Here is a 19651-nt window from a genome sequence, read left to right as displayed (position 1 = left end):
CTATCTTACGATTTTAAGCCTTGATTATCCAAATAATCCTCGATAACCTCTAAAACACCATCATCCTTGTGACTCGGTGCTAAGAATTTAGCGTGTTGCTTAATGATTTGCGGCGCATTTCCAACAGCATAAGAGTAATTAGCTAGATGTAACATTTCGACGTCATTGCCGCTATCACCAAAAGCCATTAAGTCATCAGCTGAAATTCCAAATCTATCCATAAGTATTTGTAAGCCTGCTGCTTTATGAACGCCTGTTTGAATAATATCAATCGTGCCAAATCCCGAAGACACCGCTGTTAGATTTCCTGTAAAATGGGCATTAAAGTCAGCCATGACTGCGTCAGCTTCTGTAAAATCAGTAGCTACCATACTCATTTTAATAATGGGCTCATCTTTTGGAATATCTTCAAAGGATTTTACTCTAACAATAGCATCCATAAAAGCTTTTGCTTCTTCGGGTGCAATCATATGGTGCACCATCTCCCATTCTGCAGCGTCTAACATGTAAGAATGTCTGGTGCCTGTTAAAATCACACGGTAAGCTGCCAATTGAGCTTTAAAATATTCTAAAAACAGGGCCACATCAGTTTGATCCAAAACAAATCGATCAATCGTTTCGCCTTTAACCAGTAAGTGAGCACCGTTTTCTGCTACAAAATCCAAACGGTCTAAAAGCCCTTTAAACATGATATTAACGCGATTCATATTGTTGCCAGTTGCTACCACAAAGCGAATGCCATGTTCATCAAGACGATCTAAAAGCTTTTCAAAACGCTTGCGATCATAAGTCCCCTTATCATTCAAAAAGGTCCCATCCATATCACTGGCTATCATTTTAATTGTCATACAAAACCTCCCTTATCCTACATTATAAAAAGCCTAGACTACAAAAACTAGGCTTTTGATATGAAAAACTGATACTATTGTGGGAAATTAAAAGACCACGTATAGTGGCCTAATGTATGACATGTACTATGCTAATTCAGCTGCGTTTTCAGCTTCCTCTTTAAGCAATTGTTTATCATAGATTTTAATAAATGGATAGTAAACAAGGAATGCAACCAAGGCACAAATCAACGCCACAATGATTGCTTTCCAGTCAGCTGTTCCTAGGAAAGCACCGATACCGACAGGAGTTGGCCATGGCACTTGCGCAATAACTGGTTTAATGAGTTCAAGTTTCATTGAGAAATAGTAAACAGTCATTGAAGCAACAGGTGCAAGCATGAATGGAATAGCAAGTGCTGGATTGTAGATAATTGGCAATCCGAAAATCAAAGGTTCATTAATATTGAAAAATCCTGGAACAATTGATGCTTTACCGATAGCAGAAAGTTGTTCAGACTTAGCACGAGTAGCTAACCAAATACATAGTCCCAGCGTCGCACCAGAACCACCAGCGATGACGAACATGTTTGAGAACTCACCAGCAACAACAAGACGTTGACCTGAAGCATTCAAAGTCATATTCGCAAGGGCAATTGGGTTAACAAAGGCAAAGATGATATTAGCACCGTGAATACCAACAATCCAAAGAGCTTGAGTTAAAAGGTAGATGATTACAAGTCCGATCCAAGTGCTTGTAAGATTTGCAACGAAACCAAATGGAATCGCAATAACTTGGAAGATATCTGTTCCTAAGGCTACAAGGATACCATTTAAAATAATAACGAAGAAAGCAACAACAAATGAAGGAATCAAGGCTGTGAAACCACGAGATACACCTTCTGGAACTGACTCAGGCATTTTGATGACCCAGTTATTTTTAACACACATACGGTATAAAAGAACTGAAACAACCCCCATGATGATAGCTGTAAAAATACCTGTTGTACCAAAACGAGTAACCCCATTTGCCATCGCCCAACCATCAGCAACAACGTTACCTTCTTTAAGAGAAACGACTGGAGACATCATTCCTTTTTCAAAAATGATTTGAGGAACTGTCATAATGAATGCAAAAAGTGACAGGAGCGCACCATTGATTGGTGTCAAATCAAGTTCCTCTTCTTCAGCATAAATTTTTGTCAATTCGTATCCAATAGCAAGCACGAAGTAAAGTGATAGTGATCCCATTGTTGCATAGTTAGCAACCATGTAGAGAGCTGTAAATTTGTCAAATGATGCTGCAAAAATATCAGCAACAATTGGCCAGAATGAGAATGCTTGTGGCAAAATACTAAATACCAAGAACATAGACCCAACAATGGTAAAAGGAACTGCAGCCATACCAGCAGCTGTGATAGCACGAACTACTTTATAAGATGCCAGTTTACCCATAGGCCCCATGAGATATTTGTCCAGTAGACCAAAGAAACCTTTTTGTTCTTCCATGAGAACTCCTCCTAAAAATTAAATGTATTTTTCAATATTTTGAAAACGTTGATAATATTTGTCCTTATTCTGCTTAATTAAGGTAATGCGATTTAGATTTAAATTAACGAGAAGCACTCCTAAAACTTGCAGGATAACAATCATTAACTTTGCAGGTAATTGATTGGTAAAAGTTGGAAATAAGACAGACGTTTGGTTAAACACCGTCAAAGCAATAACTAATAGGTTAGTCACCAACTGTACTTTTAAAGCTAACTCTGTACGTGATAATTTTGGGACAGATGCGCCGTATAATTTAAATTGCTCAACCGTTGCCATAATTAGTATGACTAGTAAAGCGAGAGGGATAACCAAGTATAGATTTGGCTTAAAAAATAAAGTCAATGACCAATAGATATTAGCAAAGAAAAAGAGGGCTAGACTATAACGAAAGAGCATGTAACGGTTAAATAAATTATTTTTTTGTTTAACTTCTCTTCTAATCTCCTCGGTTGATCTAGGAGTATTATTTTTTTTATGAATAGACGTTACTTTACTCATCTCATTACCTTCCTATCCGACTTTTTTATACAAAGCTAGCATTTCAAGCGCCACTTCGCGTAGTGTCATGGTTGTCATTAAATGGTCTTGAGCATGAACCATGATAATTTCAATTTTAATTTCTGTACCACTGGCATACTCTTGTAGCAAATCTGTTTGTGCGTGGTGCGCTTCTAACATGTCGGCGTTAGCATCTTCTAATAGCTGCTCAGCCTTGTCATAGTCTCCTTCACGCATAGCTGCAAAAGCTTCATGTACAATGGTGCGAGCATTGCCACTGCTTAAGATGATACCAAAAGCAGCCATTTGCAATTCTTCTGTATTCATATTAACTCCTTTTACTATCTACAAATATCTGTTTAAATGTCTCAAAATCTTCTGCTTTTATCAGTGCTTCCTTAACATCTGGCAAATCAACTAAATCAACCATTCGATTGGTAATTAGCTTTAATCCTTCATTTGAATAAATAGAAGGTGCCACCAAGAAAACTAGCTTAATCGCTTCAAAACCATCTTCCCAATACAATCCATTTTTGATAATAGCAACAGCAATTTGATGTTTCTCACTAATTGGCTTTATTGGGTGAGGAACGGCGATGTCTTGATCAAATACCAAGGTACTTAAACGTTCTCGACTTTTAATTAAATTCGCTAACTCTTCTTGTTGCTTAACGTCATCAGGAATTAACGTTCGAATCATTTCAGAAGCAAGTCCTCGTTTCTCAGCATTTTCCAAAACCATAAAATGTTCTTTTGAAAAATAGTGATCAAATGCCGACAGTAAACTACCCTCACGTAGAGGATCATTTAGCTGCTTAGCTTCTTTAGGATGACATTTCTTTTTTAATTGGGAAAATGTCTTTTTAGCTTCAATTACCTCTTGATCTGTAAGAAAAACGCTAACTGTTTGAACAGGGATATTAAAAACCAGATTCGATAAATCAATGGTCGACATAATCACATCAACATCTTTAAGTTTATCGTTAGTCAAGTCATAATAACCAATGACGTCTGAAATGGTTACTAGTTGTCCCAACTCATTAATAATTCTATTTTTGAGCATTTGCGCACTTCCAAAACCGGTTGCACAAATGACTAGAACGTTTAATTTATGGCTTTCTTTTTGACGCTCTAAGGATGCCATAAAATGAAGAGCGACATAAGCTATCTCATCCTCTGAAAGTTGATACTTCTGAAAAGACGGAAGGCCTGACATAAAATCTGCTGTTAATCTAAAAGTGTCTCGATAACGGGTTTTGATATCCTCTAAAAGTGGATTGTTTAAGTGGATATTATTAACCAATCTCTCTAAAAGTATTTCTAAGTGTGTCAGCAGACCTTCTCGCAAAGACATATCATTTAAAAAATCATAGCCTTCTTTGAGATCATACTCTTCTAATCGAAGCCCAACCTCTTGCCTTAAACTTGCCGTCATATCTAAGGATTTCTGATCTGTTGACGATTTTGAAATCAAATGCAAAGCAATGTAGTCGGTCTCTTCCTCGGGAATTAACTCAATTCCCTTTAAGCGATTGGCAAGACGTTGACTAATACTTCGCGCAACGGTTAATTCCTTGTGGTATTTCGCTTGATCCAAATCAATGGATGAAATCCGAAAACCTTTTTGAAATCGTTGGACTGCTAATCCCAAATGAATGACAAGATTTTGAATCGCATAATCTGATAATTTCAATCCATGATTGCGACATTCATCCAAAACTATTATGGTTAATTCTTCTAATGATAATGGTAATAATAAAATGTCTTTACCCACAAAGTGTGTCATGTTTTGATGAAATTGATCACCGAAGAAATAATCCATAATAAAGTGGCGCTTATCTTGTTCGTTTCCCAAAACATAAACGCCACGGTAGGGTTTACTCTCGATACTGAGTTGGTATTTAGCCAACTGGCTCCTGATTTTTTTAAAGTCACTGGATAAGGTTGAACGACTCACAAATAGCTGATCTGCTAAATCATCAAACAAAACCGTTTCTTCTTCAAAAATCAGTTTGTTTAAAATTGCCTTATGACGGTTTTCAATATCGCCATAATCTAGGCCCACAGCCAAATCATTCGCGACAAGAAAATGATGATACGTATCATCATCTATAATGTCAAGCTGATAACCGAACCCTTGTTTGGAAATAATCCTAAAACCAGCTTCCTCAACAGATAAATCAGCTGATAATTTCTTGATATAAGTCCGAATCGTTCTGTCCGAATAGGAAAGATAATTTGCTAAGACTTTACTAGTGGAATACTCTCCCCGATGTTGGTAGAGATATTGTAAAATCATCTTTTCTTTTGTGTTAAGCATATCATCCTCCTAAATTAAATAGTCACTCTATTATATCAAGGATTTAGATGTTGTCCAAAACCAATTTTGCCATTTTTTCAATTCCCATTGGAATTGGAATATAAGCTTGAGGTGGGATTTGAACGATTGGTTTGCCAACTTTTTTAGCAGCTTCTTCAAATTGTTTGTAATGCATTTTAGTTTGCGGACTAATGAGATATAAATCATATTCAGCTGAATTGATTTTCTTACCACCTTCTGGTACACCCACAGCATTCATTTCAATATCATGCCCTTGTTCTGCCAAAAGTGTTTGTGTTTTTTTAGCAATGAGTGAAGATGACATACCTCCAGCACAGATAATCAAAGCTTTAGTCATAAAGATAACCTCCAAGTATTTTTTTATTTATCTTATGGTTAAAGTATAATTGAAATCGTTTACAACATCAAAAGAGACTTTTTCCTTAGCATTGCGGAAAAAGTCTCTATTTAATTTTTAGAATTTCCTTATCTAATCAAAATAGGAACAATCAGCTCATTTGAGCTGATTTTCCATTTTGTTAAACCATTCCCAATGGTCCTGAGATCTGTAGAGATTATACCGTTACTTGATTATTATCAAGTTTGTATTCTTTTATAATATTTTCTTTTAACTCTCGATCACTCCATTTGGATTGAATAGTATAAACACCTTTTGAAGAATGTGATACTACTCTAAATTTCCGATAAAACCGTTTATTAGCTTTTAAATATGGAATGTCTTCTATTTTATAAAAACGAACCAAGTAATTATAACCGCAGTTTCTATTAACAAAAACCATAAACTTAAAGGAGAGATAGAAAATATATAATAGCAGTAGAATTCCAATGATATATACAAATACCACTACCACTCAACATACCTCCCTCTAGAAATTCATAAATTGTCTTGATGTCACAATAAACTGTGATGGTTTGAGATTAAATTCTTGCAGCATTAAACTTTTCAAATGATGATCATCAATATCACTATGAGCAACATAACCATAATCATCTTCAATGGCGACTGTCACGTGAGATAAAATGTCTGCACTTTGAGTAATCGTCACTTTATCAGCACTATCTTTAAATTGGATACGATAAACAGCATAGTGATTTTCTGTTTGTTTTTCTTTAAGCTTATGGTTCACCCAAATTAAAAGAATTACAAAAAAAAGCATCGCAAATAGAGCAGAAATAAAAGTAACAATCATAACATAAACACCTTTTAAACAACCTGCCTATAAGTCACAATAACTTGACTAGGTTTTAAGTTAAATTCAGCCATAACTAAATCTCTCAATTTACGATCATTAATGGAGGAGGCTACGCTATAGCCATCTTCTGTATCAAATTTAACTTTCGCCACCTCATTGAAACGATCACTTGTTCTTAAATCTGGTCTAGTAGTATTTTTAAAATTAATAAAGTAAGTCGTATACTTCTTGTTTTCTCCGTAGCTAGGTGCAATTAGATTCTTTCTGGCTCCAATCACAATTCTACAGAAAAAATACATAAAGCCAACAATAACAATAAGTCCAAATAATACTTCCATTTTTAGCCTCTTTCTTTTTAGTTATTAGACATCAATTTACGAAAGAGTTTCTCTCGGTGGTTTAAATAAATTAAATCTTAAAAACAAAGGCACGTATAACATACGTTTCACACTTTCTATGACATAAATTAACTATATTCTACTCTTAAAAAATCACTTGTGCAAGCGTTTCCTTCGTTTTTTTGAAGCATTTTTCAAAAAAACAAGAGTTGCTTTCAACTCTTGTTTACTTATCACTTTTTTCTAATAAAGGATACTATTCTTCTTGAGGTAACAAAGACTTGTCCTGATTTTCAATCAAATGCTGCTATGATGAAGTCTTTTGGTTCTGCATCATTAACATCATTCTCAACTAAGGTAAAAAATCAAGTCAGACCTTGTTAAACAAGCATTTACACAGTTATCATAATGCGATGTCTTATTACTGCAAGAGGCTTTCGCCATTACTTGCAATCACTTCTTTATACCAGTTAAAGGATTGTTTTGGAGAGCGTTCATAAGTTCCTTCACCATTGTCATCCTTGTCAACATAAATAAAGCCATAACGTTTGCGCATTTCACCTGTACCAGCAGATACTAGATCAATACAGCCCCACGGTGTGTAACCCATCAAATCAACACCATCTTCATCCACTGCTTTGATGAATTCTTTGATATGAGCGCCGAGATAATCAATACGGTAATCATCATGCACCATACCATCCTCTTCAACTTGGTCAATGGCACCAAAACCATTTTCAACGATAAAGAGTGGCAAGTGATACATATCGGTAAACCAATTTAGGCTATAACGGAGGCCTTCTGGGTCAATTTGCCAATCCCAATCAGAAGCCTTCACATAATTATTTTTAACCAAATCTTCTGTTTCAAGATAGTCATAGTGAGGATTATTTTCACGATGAGAATCAATAGCAAAACTCATGTAGTATGAGAATCCGATATAATCAACCGTGCCTTCAAGCAAGTCTTTACGATCTTCCTCGGTGAAATCAATCTCAATCCCTTTGCGTTTCCAATACTTGATAATGTGTTCTGGGTAGAAGCCATGCACATGAACATCTGTAAAGTAATAGCGTTTTTGCATGGCTTTTTGAGCCATTAGAATATCAGATGGTTTACATGTCGCAGGATAAATCGGACACATGGCAATCATACAACCAATTTGGAAATCAGGATTAATCTCATGCCCAATTTTGACAGCACGAGCTGAGGCAACCAACTCATAGTGAGCAGCTTGATACATGATCGCTTCACGGTCGTCACCTTCTTTATAAACAATGCCTGAGTTGGTAAAAGGAGCAAAATCTTCTTGATAGTTTGCTTGGTTATTGATTTCGTTAAAGGTCATCCAGTATTTAACCTTGTCTTTATAGCGTTTGAAAACCACTTCAGCAAATCGAACAAAGAAATCAATCACTTTGCGATTGGTGAAGCCACCATATTCCGTTACAAGATGATATGGCAATTCAAAGTGAGACAGCGTCACTACTGGTTCAATACCATGTTTTAAACACTCATCAAAAAGATCATCATAAAACTGAAGCCCCTCTTCATTTGGCTCTAACTCATCTCCTTTAGGAAAAATACGTGTCCAAGCAATTGATGTACGGAAACACTTAAAGCCCATTTCCGCAAAAAGAGCAATATCTTCTTTGTAGCGATGGTAAAAGTCAATCGCTTCGTGGTTAGGATAATACTTGCCTTCTACAACACCTTCTGTGATTTCACGAGGGACACCGTGACGAGCTGATGTCATCACATCGGCTACGGAAACACCTTTTCCACCTTCTTGCCATCCTCCTTCAAGCTGATGAGCAGCGACCGCTCCACCCCATAAGAAATCTTCACGTAATTTAGACATCATTTCCTCCTCTAAATATATTGATAGCTCTATTCTAGCAAGCGTTTTCATATATTACCATATTACAAATTTCCTTAGTGACTACGGAAATGTTAGGCTAAGAAACTGTCATAAAGCCTCTAATCTTTCGCATTAGCTTGTTTCATTTTTTCAAGTGGTTACGCTTAAGGAATCCGCCTTCGGTGGTTTTATCATCATCAATCCAAACTGAAATTGCAAAATCAACCGTTGTAAGTTATCAACTTTTGCTCCATACTCTTTTTATTTTTTTATTACACGTCAACTAGATCTTGTTACGATTATTCTCCAGCCAGTCAACGCAAGCTTAGCTTTACCTTCTATTTAGGACTTAGGACTGTCCTATAACTCTTAATTCCTTCTTTAGCTCAGTTTTTTCAGGTTAACAAGAACTTTCTTTTTAAAGAGCTGAAAAGTTGAACACTGGTTGGGTAATGCCATTATGCCTTTCGTCACCAAAAACTAGTTTAATCTTTTGATAGGCTTTGCCCCAAATAGTAGGCTGCACCAATCAAATTGGCTGAATTGTGGTAGAAACAGGCCATGACCTGTGGTCTTTTTACCACTTTGAAAACCCAGCCTTCTTCGGTTTCTAGCTGGTCCAACTGACGGTTGACTTCGTCAATTAAGATCGTTTGAGCAGAAATGCCACCACCAATAATCACTCGTTCCACATCCAAAATACTTTGTAGATTGTTGATTTGAAGGGCAAAGTGGCGACAATAACGTTGAAAGCCAGGATAGACACGCTCATCCTTACCCTTAATGGCTTCAAATACCGCTCTACCATCCTGTTCATCTGGTAAACCAAGTGCTTTAGCGCATGTTGTAATGAAATTAACCGCAGATAATGCGCCGCCTGCCAAATCTGCTGCTGATAACGGCGACATCTTGTCTTGCGGCAGAGCAAAGGTTAATTCCCCAGCTTGAAAATGTGACCCTTGATAAAGTTGTTCATTGATGATAATTCCCCCACCAAGACCTGTTCCTACAATCATGGCTAAACCATTCGTAACCCCTTTTAAATTTCCAGAAGCTAATTCGGCTAAGACAGCTGCCTTGCCATCATTAAGAACAGCTGCTGGTTTTTCATAGGATTGCTCTAGGAAAGCTTTCAATGAAAATCCATCTAAATACTGTAACATCCCCCCTTTATAAACCGTTCCTGTTATGGGATCGATAGTACCCGGACAGGAAATGGCAATCCCTTTAATAGTAGCCAAATGTGGCTGAATCATGTCCTGTAAGAGTTCTTGAAACTCCTTTAAATGGCGTGCGGAGGGTCTGGGTTCAAACGATTTTTCGAGTTGAAACTCTTCTGAAATCAAGGCTGATTTAAACTGGGTTCCACCCAAATCAATAGCTAGAAATGACATATTCTTTCTCTCCTTTGTTAACAGTTCAAAATCACGGCTGCTCAAACAACCGTGATTTTAGGATTTAATCTAAGTGCTCACCATTTGAGGCGATGACTTTTTGATACCAGTAGAAACTATCTTTTGGAGTTCGATCAAGTGTTCCGTTTCCGGCATCATCCATATCCACATAGATGAATCCGTAACGCTTGCGCATCTCCCCTGTCCCTGCTGAGACTATATCAATACAACCCCAGGTGGTGTAGGCGATCAGGTCAACACCATTGTCAATGGCCTTGCTCATAGCTTTCACATGGGCGCGGTGATAATCAATACGGTAATCATCATGGATCGAGCCGTCTTCTTCTAGGGTATCAAATGCTCCAAGACCATTCTCCACCACCATAAGTGGCATTTCATAACGATCATAGATTTTTTCAAGGTAGTATTGAAGACCGTCTGGATCGTGTGCCCAACCCCAATCAGAGTAGGTCAGATAAGGGTTTTTAGCTCCGGTAGAAAAGTTACCTGCTACTTGTTCAACACCTGTGTGGGTGGTAACGTTGTTTGACATGTAGTAAGAGAAAGTATACATGTCCACAGTTCCATTTCGAAGATCTTCCAAATCCTCTTCAGTAATATCTAGCTCTACCTGATGCTCTTGCCATAGACGCTTCGCGTAGGTACCGTATTTCCCTTTCGCTTGTACATCCCCACAATAGTAAATACCAGACTCCCACTTGTGTTGATTTGCCAAAATATCCTTAGGATCGGAAGTCGCTGGGTAGAAGGTAATACCACAAATCATGTTTCCAATCATAAAGTCAGGATTGATCTTATGACCAAGTTGGACAGCCTTGGCTGAGGCAACAAATTGGTGGTGTAAGATTTGATAACCAGTTTGGTATTCCTCATCAGAAGCCTGACCTCCAAACATATCAAGAAACATGGTGGTGTTATTGATTTCATTAAAGGTCAACCAGTATTTAACAAGGTCTTTGTATTCATTGAAAATCACGTTGCAGTATTTGACGTAAAAATCAATCAGTTTGCGGTTGGTCCAGCCACCGTAGTTTTCTTCAAGAGCTAAGGGTGTGTCAAAATGCCAGATGGACACCAAAGGTTCAATATTGTATTTACGACACTCTTCAAAAACAGATCGATAAAAATCAAGTCCGGCCTGATTAGGTTGGGCATCATCACCGTTAGGAAAAATGCGAGCCCAAGAAATGGATAGGCGAAAAATTGAGTAACCCATCTCTGCAAAGAGTTTAATATCTTCTTTGTAACGATGGTAAAAATCTACCGCGACATGGTTAGGATAGTACTCCGTATCCAAAACAGCATGCTTAGCACCTGCTGGAATCTGACCGTTGTGTCCCATTGCACTAACTTTACCAGGTTGACCATCTTTGTCTATGTAAGTCATGTAACGGGGTGAATTTACTGTACCACCTGTTGTCACATCCGTCGCAACAAGTCCGCGACCATCTTCGTTATATGCCCCTTCAGCTTGATTGGCGGCAATTGCACCACCCCATAGGAAATTTTTTGGAAATACCATTGTCATCCTTCTTTCTTTTTTGATATCTTAGCTATATTGTAGCGCAATCAGTAGATAATTTCTGATAGCATTGCATGAAAAAATGATACTATCTTATGATATTTAAGAAAGTCTGAGCGCACGTCATACGCATCACAAAAAGGACTGTAACTGTTTTCTAGATTAGATGGTCGCATTGATTAAAATATTTCCATAAAATTGGCGCAATAGCATGAATCATTCCTCATTTTCAGGGGTATTACAAGACTTTTTCACCTAAAAGTGGCAGTTAAACTCAAAAATCGTTTTTCCGAAAATCGCCTTTTCATCATGCGTTTGGGCTAGTCTAATCGTACTGTTAGTCCCTGTTTCTCAATCAAAAGTAACCCAATCGAGGTGATACCTAGGCAGATAAGACTGACCTTCAAGCACGTCTTCAATGTCTGATTTTGATTGTCCAAGTTCAAAAAACTTGGTTGATTGGAAGACTCTATCACAACTAAGATTGAGGCCGGGTATGTAGACGACTAGGAACCTTCTGCGTGGCTACTAGTCAACAGGTACCATTCTCATAATCAGTCTAAAAAAGAATCCTAGACGGCTTTAAGTAGTCGTCTAGAATTCTCATCTTAGTGGTATAACAGCTCAATTAAGCGTCTAAAGTGTCCAGATAAGCTTCGATAACATCTAGCACACCGTCTTCTTCGTTAGACTTGGCCTGATACTTGGCTGATGCCTTAACAGCATCACTAGCATTTGCCATAGCGTATGACTCTCCAACTAATCTTAACATTTCCATATCATTAGAATTATCGCCAAAGGCCATCACTTCATCAGCGCTAATCCCCCACATCGTCATCAGCTGCTCTAGTCCCCAAGCTTTGTGCATGCCTTTTGTGATCAAATCAATACTGCCATAACCGCTAGCGACAGGCACCAATGATAAATCAGCCAAATCCTTAGAAACAGCTCTTATGACTGGTTCACTATTACCATCTGGAACGACTACTACCGTTTTATAAAAATGATCTTCAGGAAGTGGTAGCAAATGTTCCACCTCTACCATCACCGGTAAATGAAGCTTCAAAAACTCCTTAATCTGATCACTAGTCGTCTCTAATAAATAACCAGCTTTTTCCCCTGTCAGGCAAATAGCAGCTTCTGGAAATATTTTGTCAATGTATCGTATTAAGGCTTCAATCTCTTCACCAGATTGAAAGTGTTGGGCTATAATCTTTTCCTTTGATACAATATGACTACCATTTTCCGCAATGAAGGTCAGGTCTTTATAATCATTAGGAAACTTCATTGTCAATTGACGGTATTGGTTTCCGCTAGCCACCACAAACTTAATATCATGAGCCTTTAGACGCTTTAAAAGTCTCTCAAATCTCGGTACATCATAGTTTTTGTCATCTCTCAGAAAACTACCATCCATGTCTGTTGCGATTAATTTAATCATTGAAACTCCTTTATTTTTGTAGCGTTGCGATGCCTTCTTCTAACAAGGACATCAACAGTAAGGTCTGCTCTTCTTTGACTAGTGGTTCAGCCCCATGTTTCAAAGTATCGTAGAGAGCATCATAGAAAAGGCTGTAATCACCGACCTCTGACACCACTTTTTCTTCGTGGAATTGTCCGCCTTCCATATAAGAAAGGATTCCATAATCTTGAGGGCGATCCAAACCAAAATCAGCATGCTCAGGGAGATAGAATTTCTTCAAATCTTCTTCTTGGCGATCTTTGCTTGCTTTGATAAAGACCCCTTTATCGCCATAAACCACAAAACTAGGGCGTTCTTTCAATCGGAAATAAGAGGACTTGACCGAAACCTTAAGTTCCCCATAGGTCAGATCGATGTCAAAATAATCATTCATACGCCCTTCCCCTAAAAGCTGGCGCAAATCAAAATGAACATGATCAGGTTTTCCAAAATAGGAAATCACTTGATCCAAAGTATGACAGCCATGGTTATACAAAAAGCTGGTATCAATTGAAAATTCGGTCACACTCTCGGGCACTTCTGGACGAAAATAATCATAATGCATCTCAAGTTCCTGAAGTTTCCCCAATTTCTGTGATTGGATAACCTTTTGAGTGGTTAAAAAATCGGCATCAAAGCGACGATTATGATACCCCTGAAGCATAAGCCCCTTCTCACGCGCAAGCTCAAATAATTCTTTAGCTTCTGAAAGAGTTCTTGTAAATGGTTTCTCCAAAAGAACATGTTTACCAGCCAAGAGTGCTTTTTTGGCAGACTCATAATGATTAGACAAAGGCGTTGTTACCACAACGAGTTCAATTTCGGGGTCATGTAACAGCTGGTCCAAATCAGTAGTGTAGACTGCTCCTTCAACCTTTGCCCAATCTTCTTTGAGGGAGCGGTTATAAATGGTTTTAACCTTAAATTTGCCTGTTTTTAAGATAAAAGGCATGTGATAGCGGTTAGTTGATTTGCCATTTCCTATAAATCCTGTTGTAATCATAAGATCCTTCCTAATTAAGACGCAAAGGTCACTTTGTCGATCGTTAAATGACGATGACTTGACAATAAACATAGCATTTATCATCAAAAAATATAGCTATTTCATAAAACGCTTACTTCATTGTAACATAATTCTGATTAGCTAAAAACTCTCTAGTCTGGAGAGAAGCTAGAGAGTTTTTTGGAAGAATTACCGGAATAAGGATTGACCGTTCGTTGCAATCACTTCTTTGTACCAGTTAAATGATTTTTTCTTATAGCGAGCCAAGCTTCCTGTTCCATCATCATTGCGATCAACATAGATAAAGCCGTAACGTTTGGAGAGCTGTGCCGTTGACGCTGACACCAAATCAATTGGTCCCCATGTGGTGTAACCCAATAGTTCCACGCCATCTTGGAGAGCTTCGGCCACTTGGATTAGATGCTTTTGAAGATAGTCAATCCGATAATCATCTTCAACAGTAGGTCCATCAGGACCGTCTACTAACACATCCTTAGCACCCAGACCATTTTCTACGATAAAGAGTGGCAATTGATAGCGATCATAGAAATCATTTAGCACTAAACGAAGACCTACTGGGTCAATTTGCCAGCCCCACTCAGACGCTTCTAGATAAGGATTAGAGATGCCTCCCAAAATATTACCACGACCTGTTTGATACTCTTCAGGATTGTGCGCTGCAACAGCAGACATGTAGTATGAGAAAGAAATAAAGTCAACGGTATGAGTTAACAATTCCTCATCTCCCTCAGCAAAGGTAATCTCAATGTCATTTTCTTTGAAATAACGCTTGATGTAATTAGGGTATTTCCCACGCGCATGAATGTCCGAGAAGAGATAGTTTTGGTTTGTAAATTCACGTACAGCTAATTGATCTAAAGGATTTGAGGTCATCCCATAGGCTGGCATCGCAAGCACCATACAACCTACTTTGAAATCAGGGTTAATCTCATGAGCGATTTTTGTCGCTGAAGCAGAGGCAACCAACTCGTGGTGCACCGCTTGGTATAAGTCCTGTTTGGATAACTCCTCAACTGGTGTGGCAATCCCGCCAGACATGAAGGGGGCATGAAGAACCGAATTGACCTCATTAAACGTCAACCAATACTTAACTTTATCCTTATAACGTGTGAAGACAGTACGGACATAATTTTCATAAAATCCAATCAATTCACGACTAGCCCATCCGTTGTACTTGCGAGCTAGATGGAGGGGCGTTTCATAGTGAGATAGAGTTACCAAGGGCTCAATACCGTATTTGGCTAACTCATCAAAGACATCATCGTAAAATTGAAGACCTGCTTCGTTGGGTTCTGTTTCGTCACCATTTGGGAAAATCCGTGACCAAGCAATCGACAATCGAAATACTTTAAAACCCATTTCGGCAAAAAGGGCAATATCTTCTTTATAACGATGGTAGAAATCAATCCCCTCCAATTTGAGGTTATCTTCTGTCGGTTGATCTGTAATGATAGGATTATGGTCTCCAGCTTTAGCAGGCATACCCCCTTTTGGGGTCACATCTTGAACGGACAATCCTTTGCCATCAAGGTTATAAGCCCCTTCAAATTGATTGGCTGCGGTTGCACCGCCCCAGAGAAACTCTTTTGGAAATATGTTAGTCATTTGTTTACCTCGTTCATTTTAATGATAATGTTATTATATAAAGACATCTGTTTAACAGCTAACACTATCCTTTGAAATACTGATACTATCCTTTGATAATCTTATCACTTATGCTAAAATAGAAAGGAATAAAAGGAGAGTACGCGTGAACAAACAAAAAGAAGATTTTCGTCTTGATATCGATTACGATAACCACTTATTGCCTTATCACTTTTATCACACAGAAGTTAGGAATGGGCGACCAGATACCCTTTTTCATTGGCATCCTGAGTTAGAGATCAACTATGTCTATGAAGGTAGCGCTCGTTATCATATTGATTACGATTTTTTCAACAGTACTGCTGGTGATATTATCCTCATTCGTCCAAACGGCATGCACTCTATCCATCCTATCGATCATCAAGAACACGTCACTGATACTTTCCTCTTCCACTTGGACATGATTGGCTACTCCATTGTCGATCAGGTGAGCATACGCTATCTCCAACCTTTGCAAAACTCCACCTACAAGTTCGTCCAGCGGATTCAACCCCACATGGAGGGCTACAATGAAATTAAACGGATCCTTTTTGATTTGTTTCAATTAGCCACAGAAGAAGGGAGACACTTTGAAGTCTTGCTCAAAGCCAGATTGAACGAGCTGATCTACTTGCTCTTCTTCCACCGCTACGTGGTTCGAAAATTGACAGACGACAGCTACCGCAAAGATGAAAAACTCAGAGAATTGATTGATTACATCAATAATCATTATCACGAAGAACTATCCATCGCATCTCTGGCTGAAAAAATGGGATACAGTAAAACTCATTTTATGTCAGTCTTCAAGCAGCAAACAGGCTCATCTTGTATCGAATTCATCATTCAAGTAAGGCTAAACAAAGCCTGCGATGCTCTAGTGAACACCCGTAAACCAATCATAGACATCGCCACGCAAGTTGGTTTTAACAACCTCTCCAACTTCAATCGCCAATTTAAAAAGTATTACCAACTAACACCAAGTCAATATCGAACACAATTCAAGAAGAAGAAAGAAGCTAAAATGCTGATTAACCCCACCGATGATGTTCTCTATTAAAGCAGGCCACTTAAACAAGTAACCTGTTTTTTTTAATACGACATGCCCGTCGTCCTAAAAAAATCCCTCCCGAGGGAAGGATTGAAATACTCATTGATGCCATTTATGATCAAATGAATTAACTAGGAACTGAAACACAGACAGTACTTGAGTACGGCAAGTCGAAAGCGGTGATGTATCAACCTTAATTCAAAAGACTATAAATAGCTAAACAATTCCACCATCTAGATATTTACCATAACTGATTCGCTCAATCATATTTTAATGAAATTGGAACAACAGTATTTTTTTCACTCAGCACCAATGCTGGGTACTACATGATAAAACGTAAAGATTCACCTCATCCAAAATCAAAAAACAACTTATATATACTCGTGGTGCTAGTTAATCTCAAAATAATTTATCTGAAACTTGCTGAAGACATCATACTTTCTATTTTTTGATGAACGTGCACTCAAACAAGCAAGTGCAGGGCTCCCCTGTCCTTGCTTGTTCTATTAAATCGTTACGGTTGTTATCATTTCTTTATCTGATACGGTGACTGTTGCTGTATCATCTCTTTTTTGGATAATAGCTAATGCACGACCGTGATAAGTTGTGGTTTCTGAATCAGGATAATTATCATTTGGTTTTGGATTGCCTGTACCAAAACCAAGTAATTCACCACCTTCGACTTGGATCTGCAGAGCAACTTCCGCAGTCGGAATGATTTGACCCGACTGGTCTGTGATACTCAAACTCACATAGGTTAATTGATCATTGTCTTCAACTGTTGCTACAAGATTAGGTCTATCTTCATCAATTGTTGCTAGTACAGTCTCTCCAACTACAGTTCCATCACTATAATTAATAGCCTTAAGAACACCTGGTTGGTAGTGTATTTCAAAGCAAGTCAAACAACCTAATTCTTGACCAACAACTTTCTTCTCAAGAAGCGTATCGTTGAGATAAAGAGCAACTTCATCACCTGCAGCATATACTTCCACAATAATAGGTTTTCCTTCGAAACCTGACCAATTCCAAGAATGAATAGCGTCAGACAACACCCAAGGTGTTTTAATCAGATGCTTGCCATAGTGCTCAGGCTTCTGAACGGCGATGTAAGGGGCTTTTCGCAATCCAAAAACAATTTCACGATAGTAAGATAGCGGACGACGAACACCTGTGATATCAATGTCACCACAGTAGGCCAATTGACAAGGGAATTGGGCACCAAACCCACCTTCACCCCGATTGTAGGCAGGAACACCAACACCAGCTTCACCGATATAGTCCCAACCTGTCCAAGTAAAATCACCAATGACGCTCGGTAATCTTTCCACCAAGGCCCAATTACGCGCAATCTCAGGCGGATAGGTTTCAGAACCGACCATGACACGGTTAGGGTAGGTCTGGCTGTCGCCCTCATAGCGAGCAGTCATGTAGTTGTAACCAGCGATATCTGTTGCGGCTGTCGCCCGTTCCAGATTTTCAGAGACGATAGGATGGATGACAATTTGATCCATACTGGTACCCATCATGGTCATAAAGTCATTAACATTACCAACCACTTCTTCGCCCCTGGCTTCTTTTTCAGCAGCTACATCCCGCAGGATTTGAGGTATGCCATCACTCGAAGCAAAGACACCATTTATCCCAGCTAAAGTTGGGCGTGTCTCATCGAGAGACTTAATATGATCATGAATTTCTTTAGCTAAATGAGCTCCATGAGGGGTAGCGATTTCGGGAATCTCATTACCAATAGAGTATAGAATGACGCTAGGATGATTATAATCAACTGTTACCATGGATGTCACATCATTACGCCATTGTTCTTCAAAGATTAAACTATAGTCAAAATCTCCTTTAAAACGAGTCCACATGTCAAATGTCTCATCCATGACATACATTCCCAACTCATCACAAGCTTTTAAAAGTGCAGGTGCAGCTGGATGATGTGACATACGAATGGCATTAAAGCCAGCTTCTTTTAGCAAGCGTACACGACGGCGCTCTGCTATGTCATAAGTTGCCGCTCCCAAAAGACCACTATCATGGTGAATACAAGCACCACGCAGATTAGTCACCTGCCCGTTTATACGAAGTCCTCGTTTACTATCAACACTGATTGTTCGAATACCAAATGACCGGCTATCTCTATCACGTTCTTCTTCGCCATCTCGAAGGGAAACTTCTAAGTGATAAAGAGTTGGCGTTTGAGTTGACCAAGCTTTAGCATCAGTGACGATTAAACGAGTGATAATTGGTAATTCCTCACCAGCTTTTATTAAATAAGGTCGACTGTCCTTTTGAACAGTTTCCCCGTTTTCATCCTTAATCACCAGATCCAATTGAGCATCTTTTGCTCGACTTGACCCATTTCTGACAGGCACACTCACTTCTAAAGTCGCTAAATCTTCCTCTAAGGCTAATGTTTTAACACAACTTCCAGTTTCAGCAATATAGAGATCATCACTAGTCAAATGATAAACATCTCGATAAAGTCCACTTCCAGAGTACCAACGGCTATTACTCATCGCAGCATTACGCACCTGAACACGGATTTCATTATCACCCTCGTGCAAGAAATCGTGAATAGGAACATAAAAACTAGTATAGCCATTATGGTTTTTTCCTGCCAATTGCCCATTAACATAAACAAATGTGTTCATGTAGGAGCCTTCAAATTTGAGAACGTGACGTTTGGTCAAATCACTTGCAATCGCTTTAAAGGTTTTAACATAGACATAATTGCCACCATCACGAGAACCAGTATTACTTCCATTTTTACTTTCAGCATAAGCTTTCTCAAAAATCATAGCATCATGGGGAAGTGTGACTTTTTGAGCATATTCCGGCACATTCCACACTAGAGCAAACGAATCACCGTCTTTCCAAAAAAGCCAATCGTTATTATAAAGTTCTTGTCTCATAAAAAATCCTTTCAAAAATAATAAACT

General features: G+C 38.5%; 16 protein-coding genes. 1 reads left to right on the top strand and 15 read right to left on the bottom strand.

Annotated elements, in window-relative coordinates; all coding sequences use genetic code 11:
- Window positions 1-5 precede the first annotated feature (5 nt).
- The 14 genes from A2G56_RS01450 to A2G56_RS01380 form a co-directional block, all read right to left on the bottom strand.
- Window positions 6-848 (bottom strand): Cof-type HAD-IIB family hydrolase, encoded by an 843-nt coding sequence (locus A2G56_RS01450; protein ID WP_062708004.1) that lies wholly within the window; start codon window positions 846-848, stop codon window positions 6-8.
- Window positions 849-974: 126 nt separating this feature from the next.
- Window positions 975-2336, bottom strand: coding sequence for a PTS cellobiose transporter subunit IIC (celB, locus tag A2G56_RS01445; RefSeq protein WP_062708001.1), 1362 nt, complete (start codon window positions 2334-2336; stop codon window positions 975-977).
- 18 nt (window positions 2337-2354) lie between these two features.
- Window positions 2355-2876, bottom strand: a complete 522-nt coding sequence (locus A2G56_RS01440; RefSeq protein ID WP_062707998.1) for a hypothetical protein — start codon at window positions 2874-2876, stop codon at window positions 2355-2357.
- Window positions 2877-2888: 12 nt separating this feature from the next.
- Window positions 2889-3203, bottom strand: coding sequence for a PTS cellobiose transporter subunit IIA (locus tag A2G56_RS01435; protein ID WP_062707996.1), 315 nt, complete (start codon window positions 3201-3203; stop codon window positions 2889-2891).
- A 1-nt stretch (window position 3204) separates the two neighbouring features.
- A complete protein-coding gene (locus tag A2G56_RS01430) occupies window positions 3205-5196 on the bottom strand; it encodes a BglG family transcription antiterminator (protein ID WP_062707993.1) in 1992 nt (663 codons plus the stop codon).
- Window positions 5197-5239: 43 nt separating this feature from the next.
- Window positions 5240-5554, bottom strand: coding sequence for a PTS cellobiose transporter subunit IIB (locus A2G56_RS01425; RefSeq protein ID WP_062707990.1), 315 nt, complete (start codon window positions 5552-5554; stop codon window positions 5240-5242).
- 529 nt (window positions 5555-6083) lie between these two features.
- The gene (locus tag A2G56_RS01415; protein WP_062707987.1) at window positions 6084-6407 is read right to left on the bottom strand and encodes a hypothetical protein; all 324 of its coding nucleotides are present in this window, start codon (window positions 6405-6407) and stop codon (window positions 6084-6086) included.
- Window positions 6408-6421: 14 nt separating this feature from the next.
- Window positions 6422-6748: a hypothetical protein gene (locus A2G56_RS01410; RefSeq protein ID WP_062707985.1), complete on the bottom strand. Its 327-nt coding sequence runs from the start codon at window positions 6746-6748 to the stop codon at window positions 6422-6424.
- 421 nt (window positions 6749-7169) lie between these two features.
- A complete protein-coding gene (locus A2G56_RS01405; RefSeq protein ID WP_062707983.1) occupies window positions 7170-8609 on the bottom strand; it encodes a 6-phospho-beta-glucosidase in 1440 nt (479 codons plus the stop codon).
- Between the two features lie 485 nt (window positions 8610-9094).
- On the bottom strand, window positions 9095-10003 hold the full coding sequence (locus tag A2G56_RS01400; protein WP_062707980.1) for an ROK family protein: 909 nt from the start codon (window positions 10001-10003) through the stop codon (window positions 9095-9097).
- Window positions 10004-10067: 64 nt separating this feature from the next.
- Window positions 10068-11552, bottom strand: coding sequence for a glycoside hydrolase family 1 protein (locus A2G56_RS01395; protein ID WP_062707978.1), 1485 nt, complete (start codon window positions 11550-11552; stop codon window positions 10068-10070).
- A 622-nt stretch (window positions 11553-12174) separates the two neighbouring features.
- Window positions 12175-12987 carry a Cof-type HAD-IIB family hydrolase gene (locus tag A2G56_RS01390; protein ID WP_062707974.1) on the bottom strand — a complete coding sequence of 271 codons (813 nt, stop codon included), beginning with the start codon at window positions 12985-12987 and terminating at the stop codon, window positions 12175-12177.
- Window positions 12988-12997: 10 nt separating this feature from the next.
- Entirely contained in the window at window positions 12998-14011 is a 1014-nt protein-coding gene (locus A2G56_RS01385) for a Gfo/Idh/MocA family oxidoreductase (protein ID WP_062707971.1), read from the bottom strand.
- A 189-nt stretch (window positions 14012-14200) separates the two neighbouring features.
- The gene (locus A2G56_RS01380; protein ID WP_062707968.1) at window positions 14201-15637 is read right to left on the bottom strand and encodes a glycoside hydrolase family 1 protein; all 1437 of its coding nucleotides are present in this window, start codon (window positions 15635-15637) and stop codon (window positions 14201-14203) included.
- Window positions 15638-15782: 145 nt separating this feature from the next.
- On the opposite strand from A2G56_RS01380, the gene A2G56_RS01375 reads away from it, so the two are divergent.
- Window positions 15783-16712, top strand: coding sequence for an AraC family transcriptional regulator (locus A2G56_RS01375; RefSeq protein WP_062707966.1), 930 nt, complete (start codon window positions 15783-15785; stop codon window positions 16710-16712).
- A gap of 497 nt (window positions 16713-17209) precedes the next feature.
- Here A2G56_RS01375 and A2G56_RS01370 read toward each other — a convergent pair whose 3' ends face one another.
- Window positions 17210-19624: a glycoside hydrolase family 2 TIM barrel-domain containing protein gene (locus tag A2G56_RS01370; protein ID WP_062707963.1), complete on the bottom strand. Its 2415-nt coding sequence runs from the start codon at window positions 19622-19624 to the stop codon at window positions 17210-17212.
- Between the last annotated feature and the right edge of the window lie 27 nt (window positions 19625-19651).

It is taken from the genome of Streptococcus halotolerans (assembly GCF_001598035.1).
Taxonomy (GTDB): Bacteria; Bacillota; Bacilli; order Lactobacillales; family Streptococcaceae; genus Streptococcus; species Streptococcus halotolerans.
The sequence above is the reverse complement of the archived record's forward strand: the minus strand, read 5'-3'. Positions and strand labels throughout refer to the sequence as shown.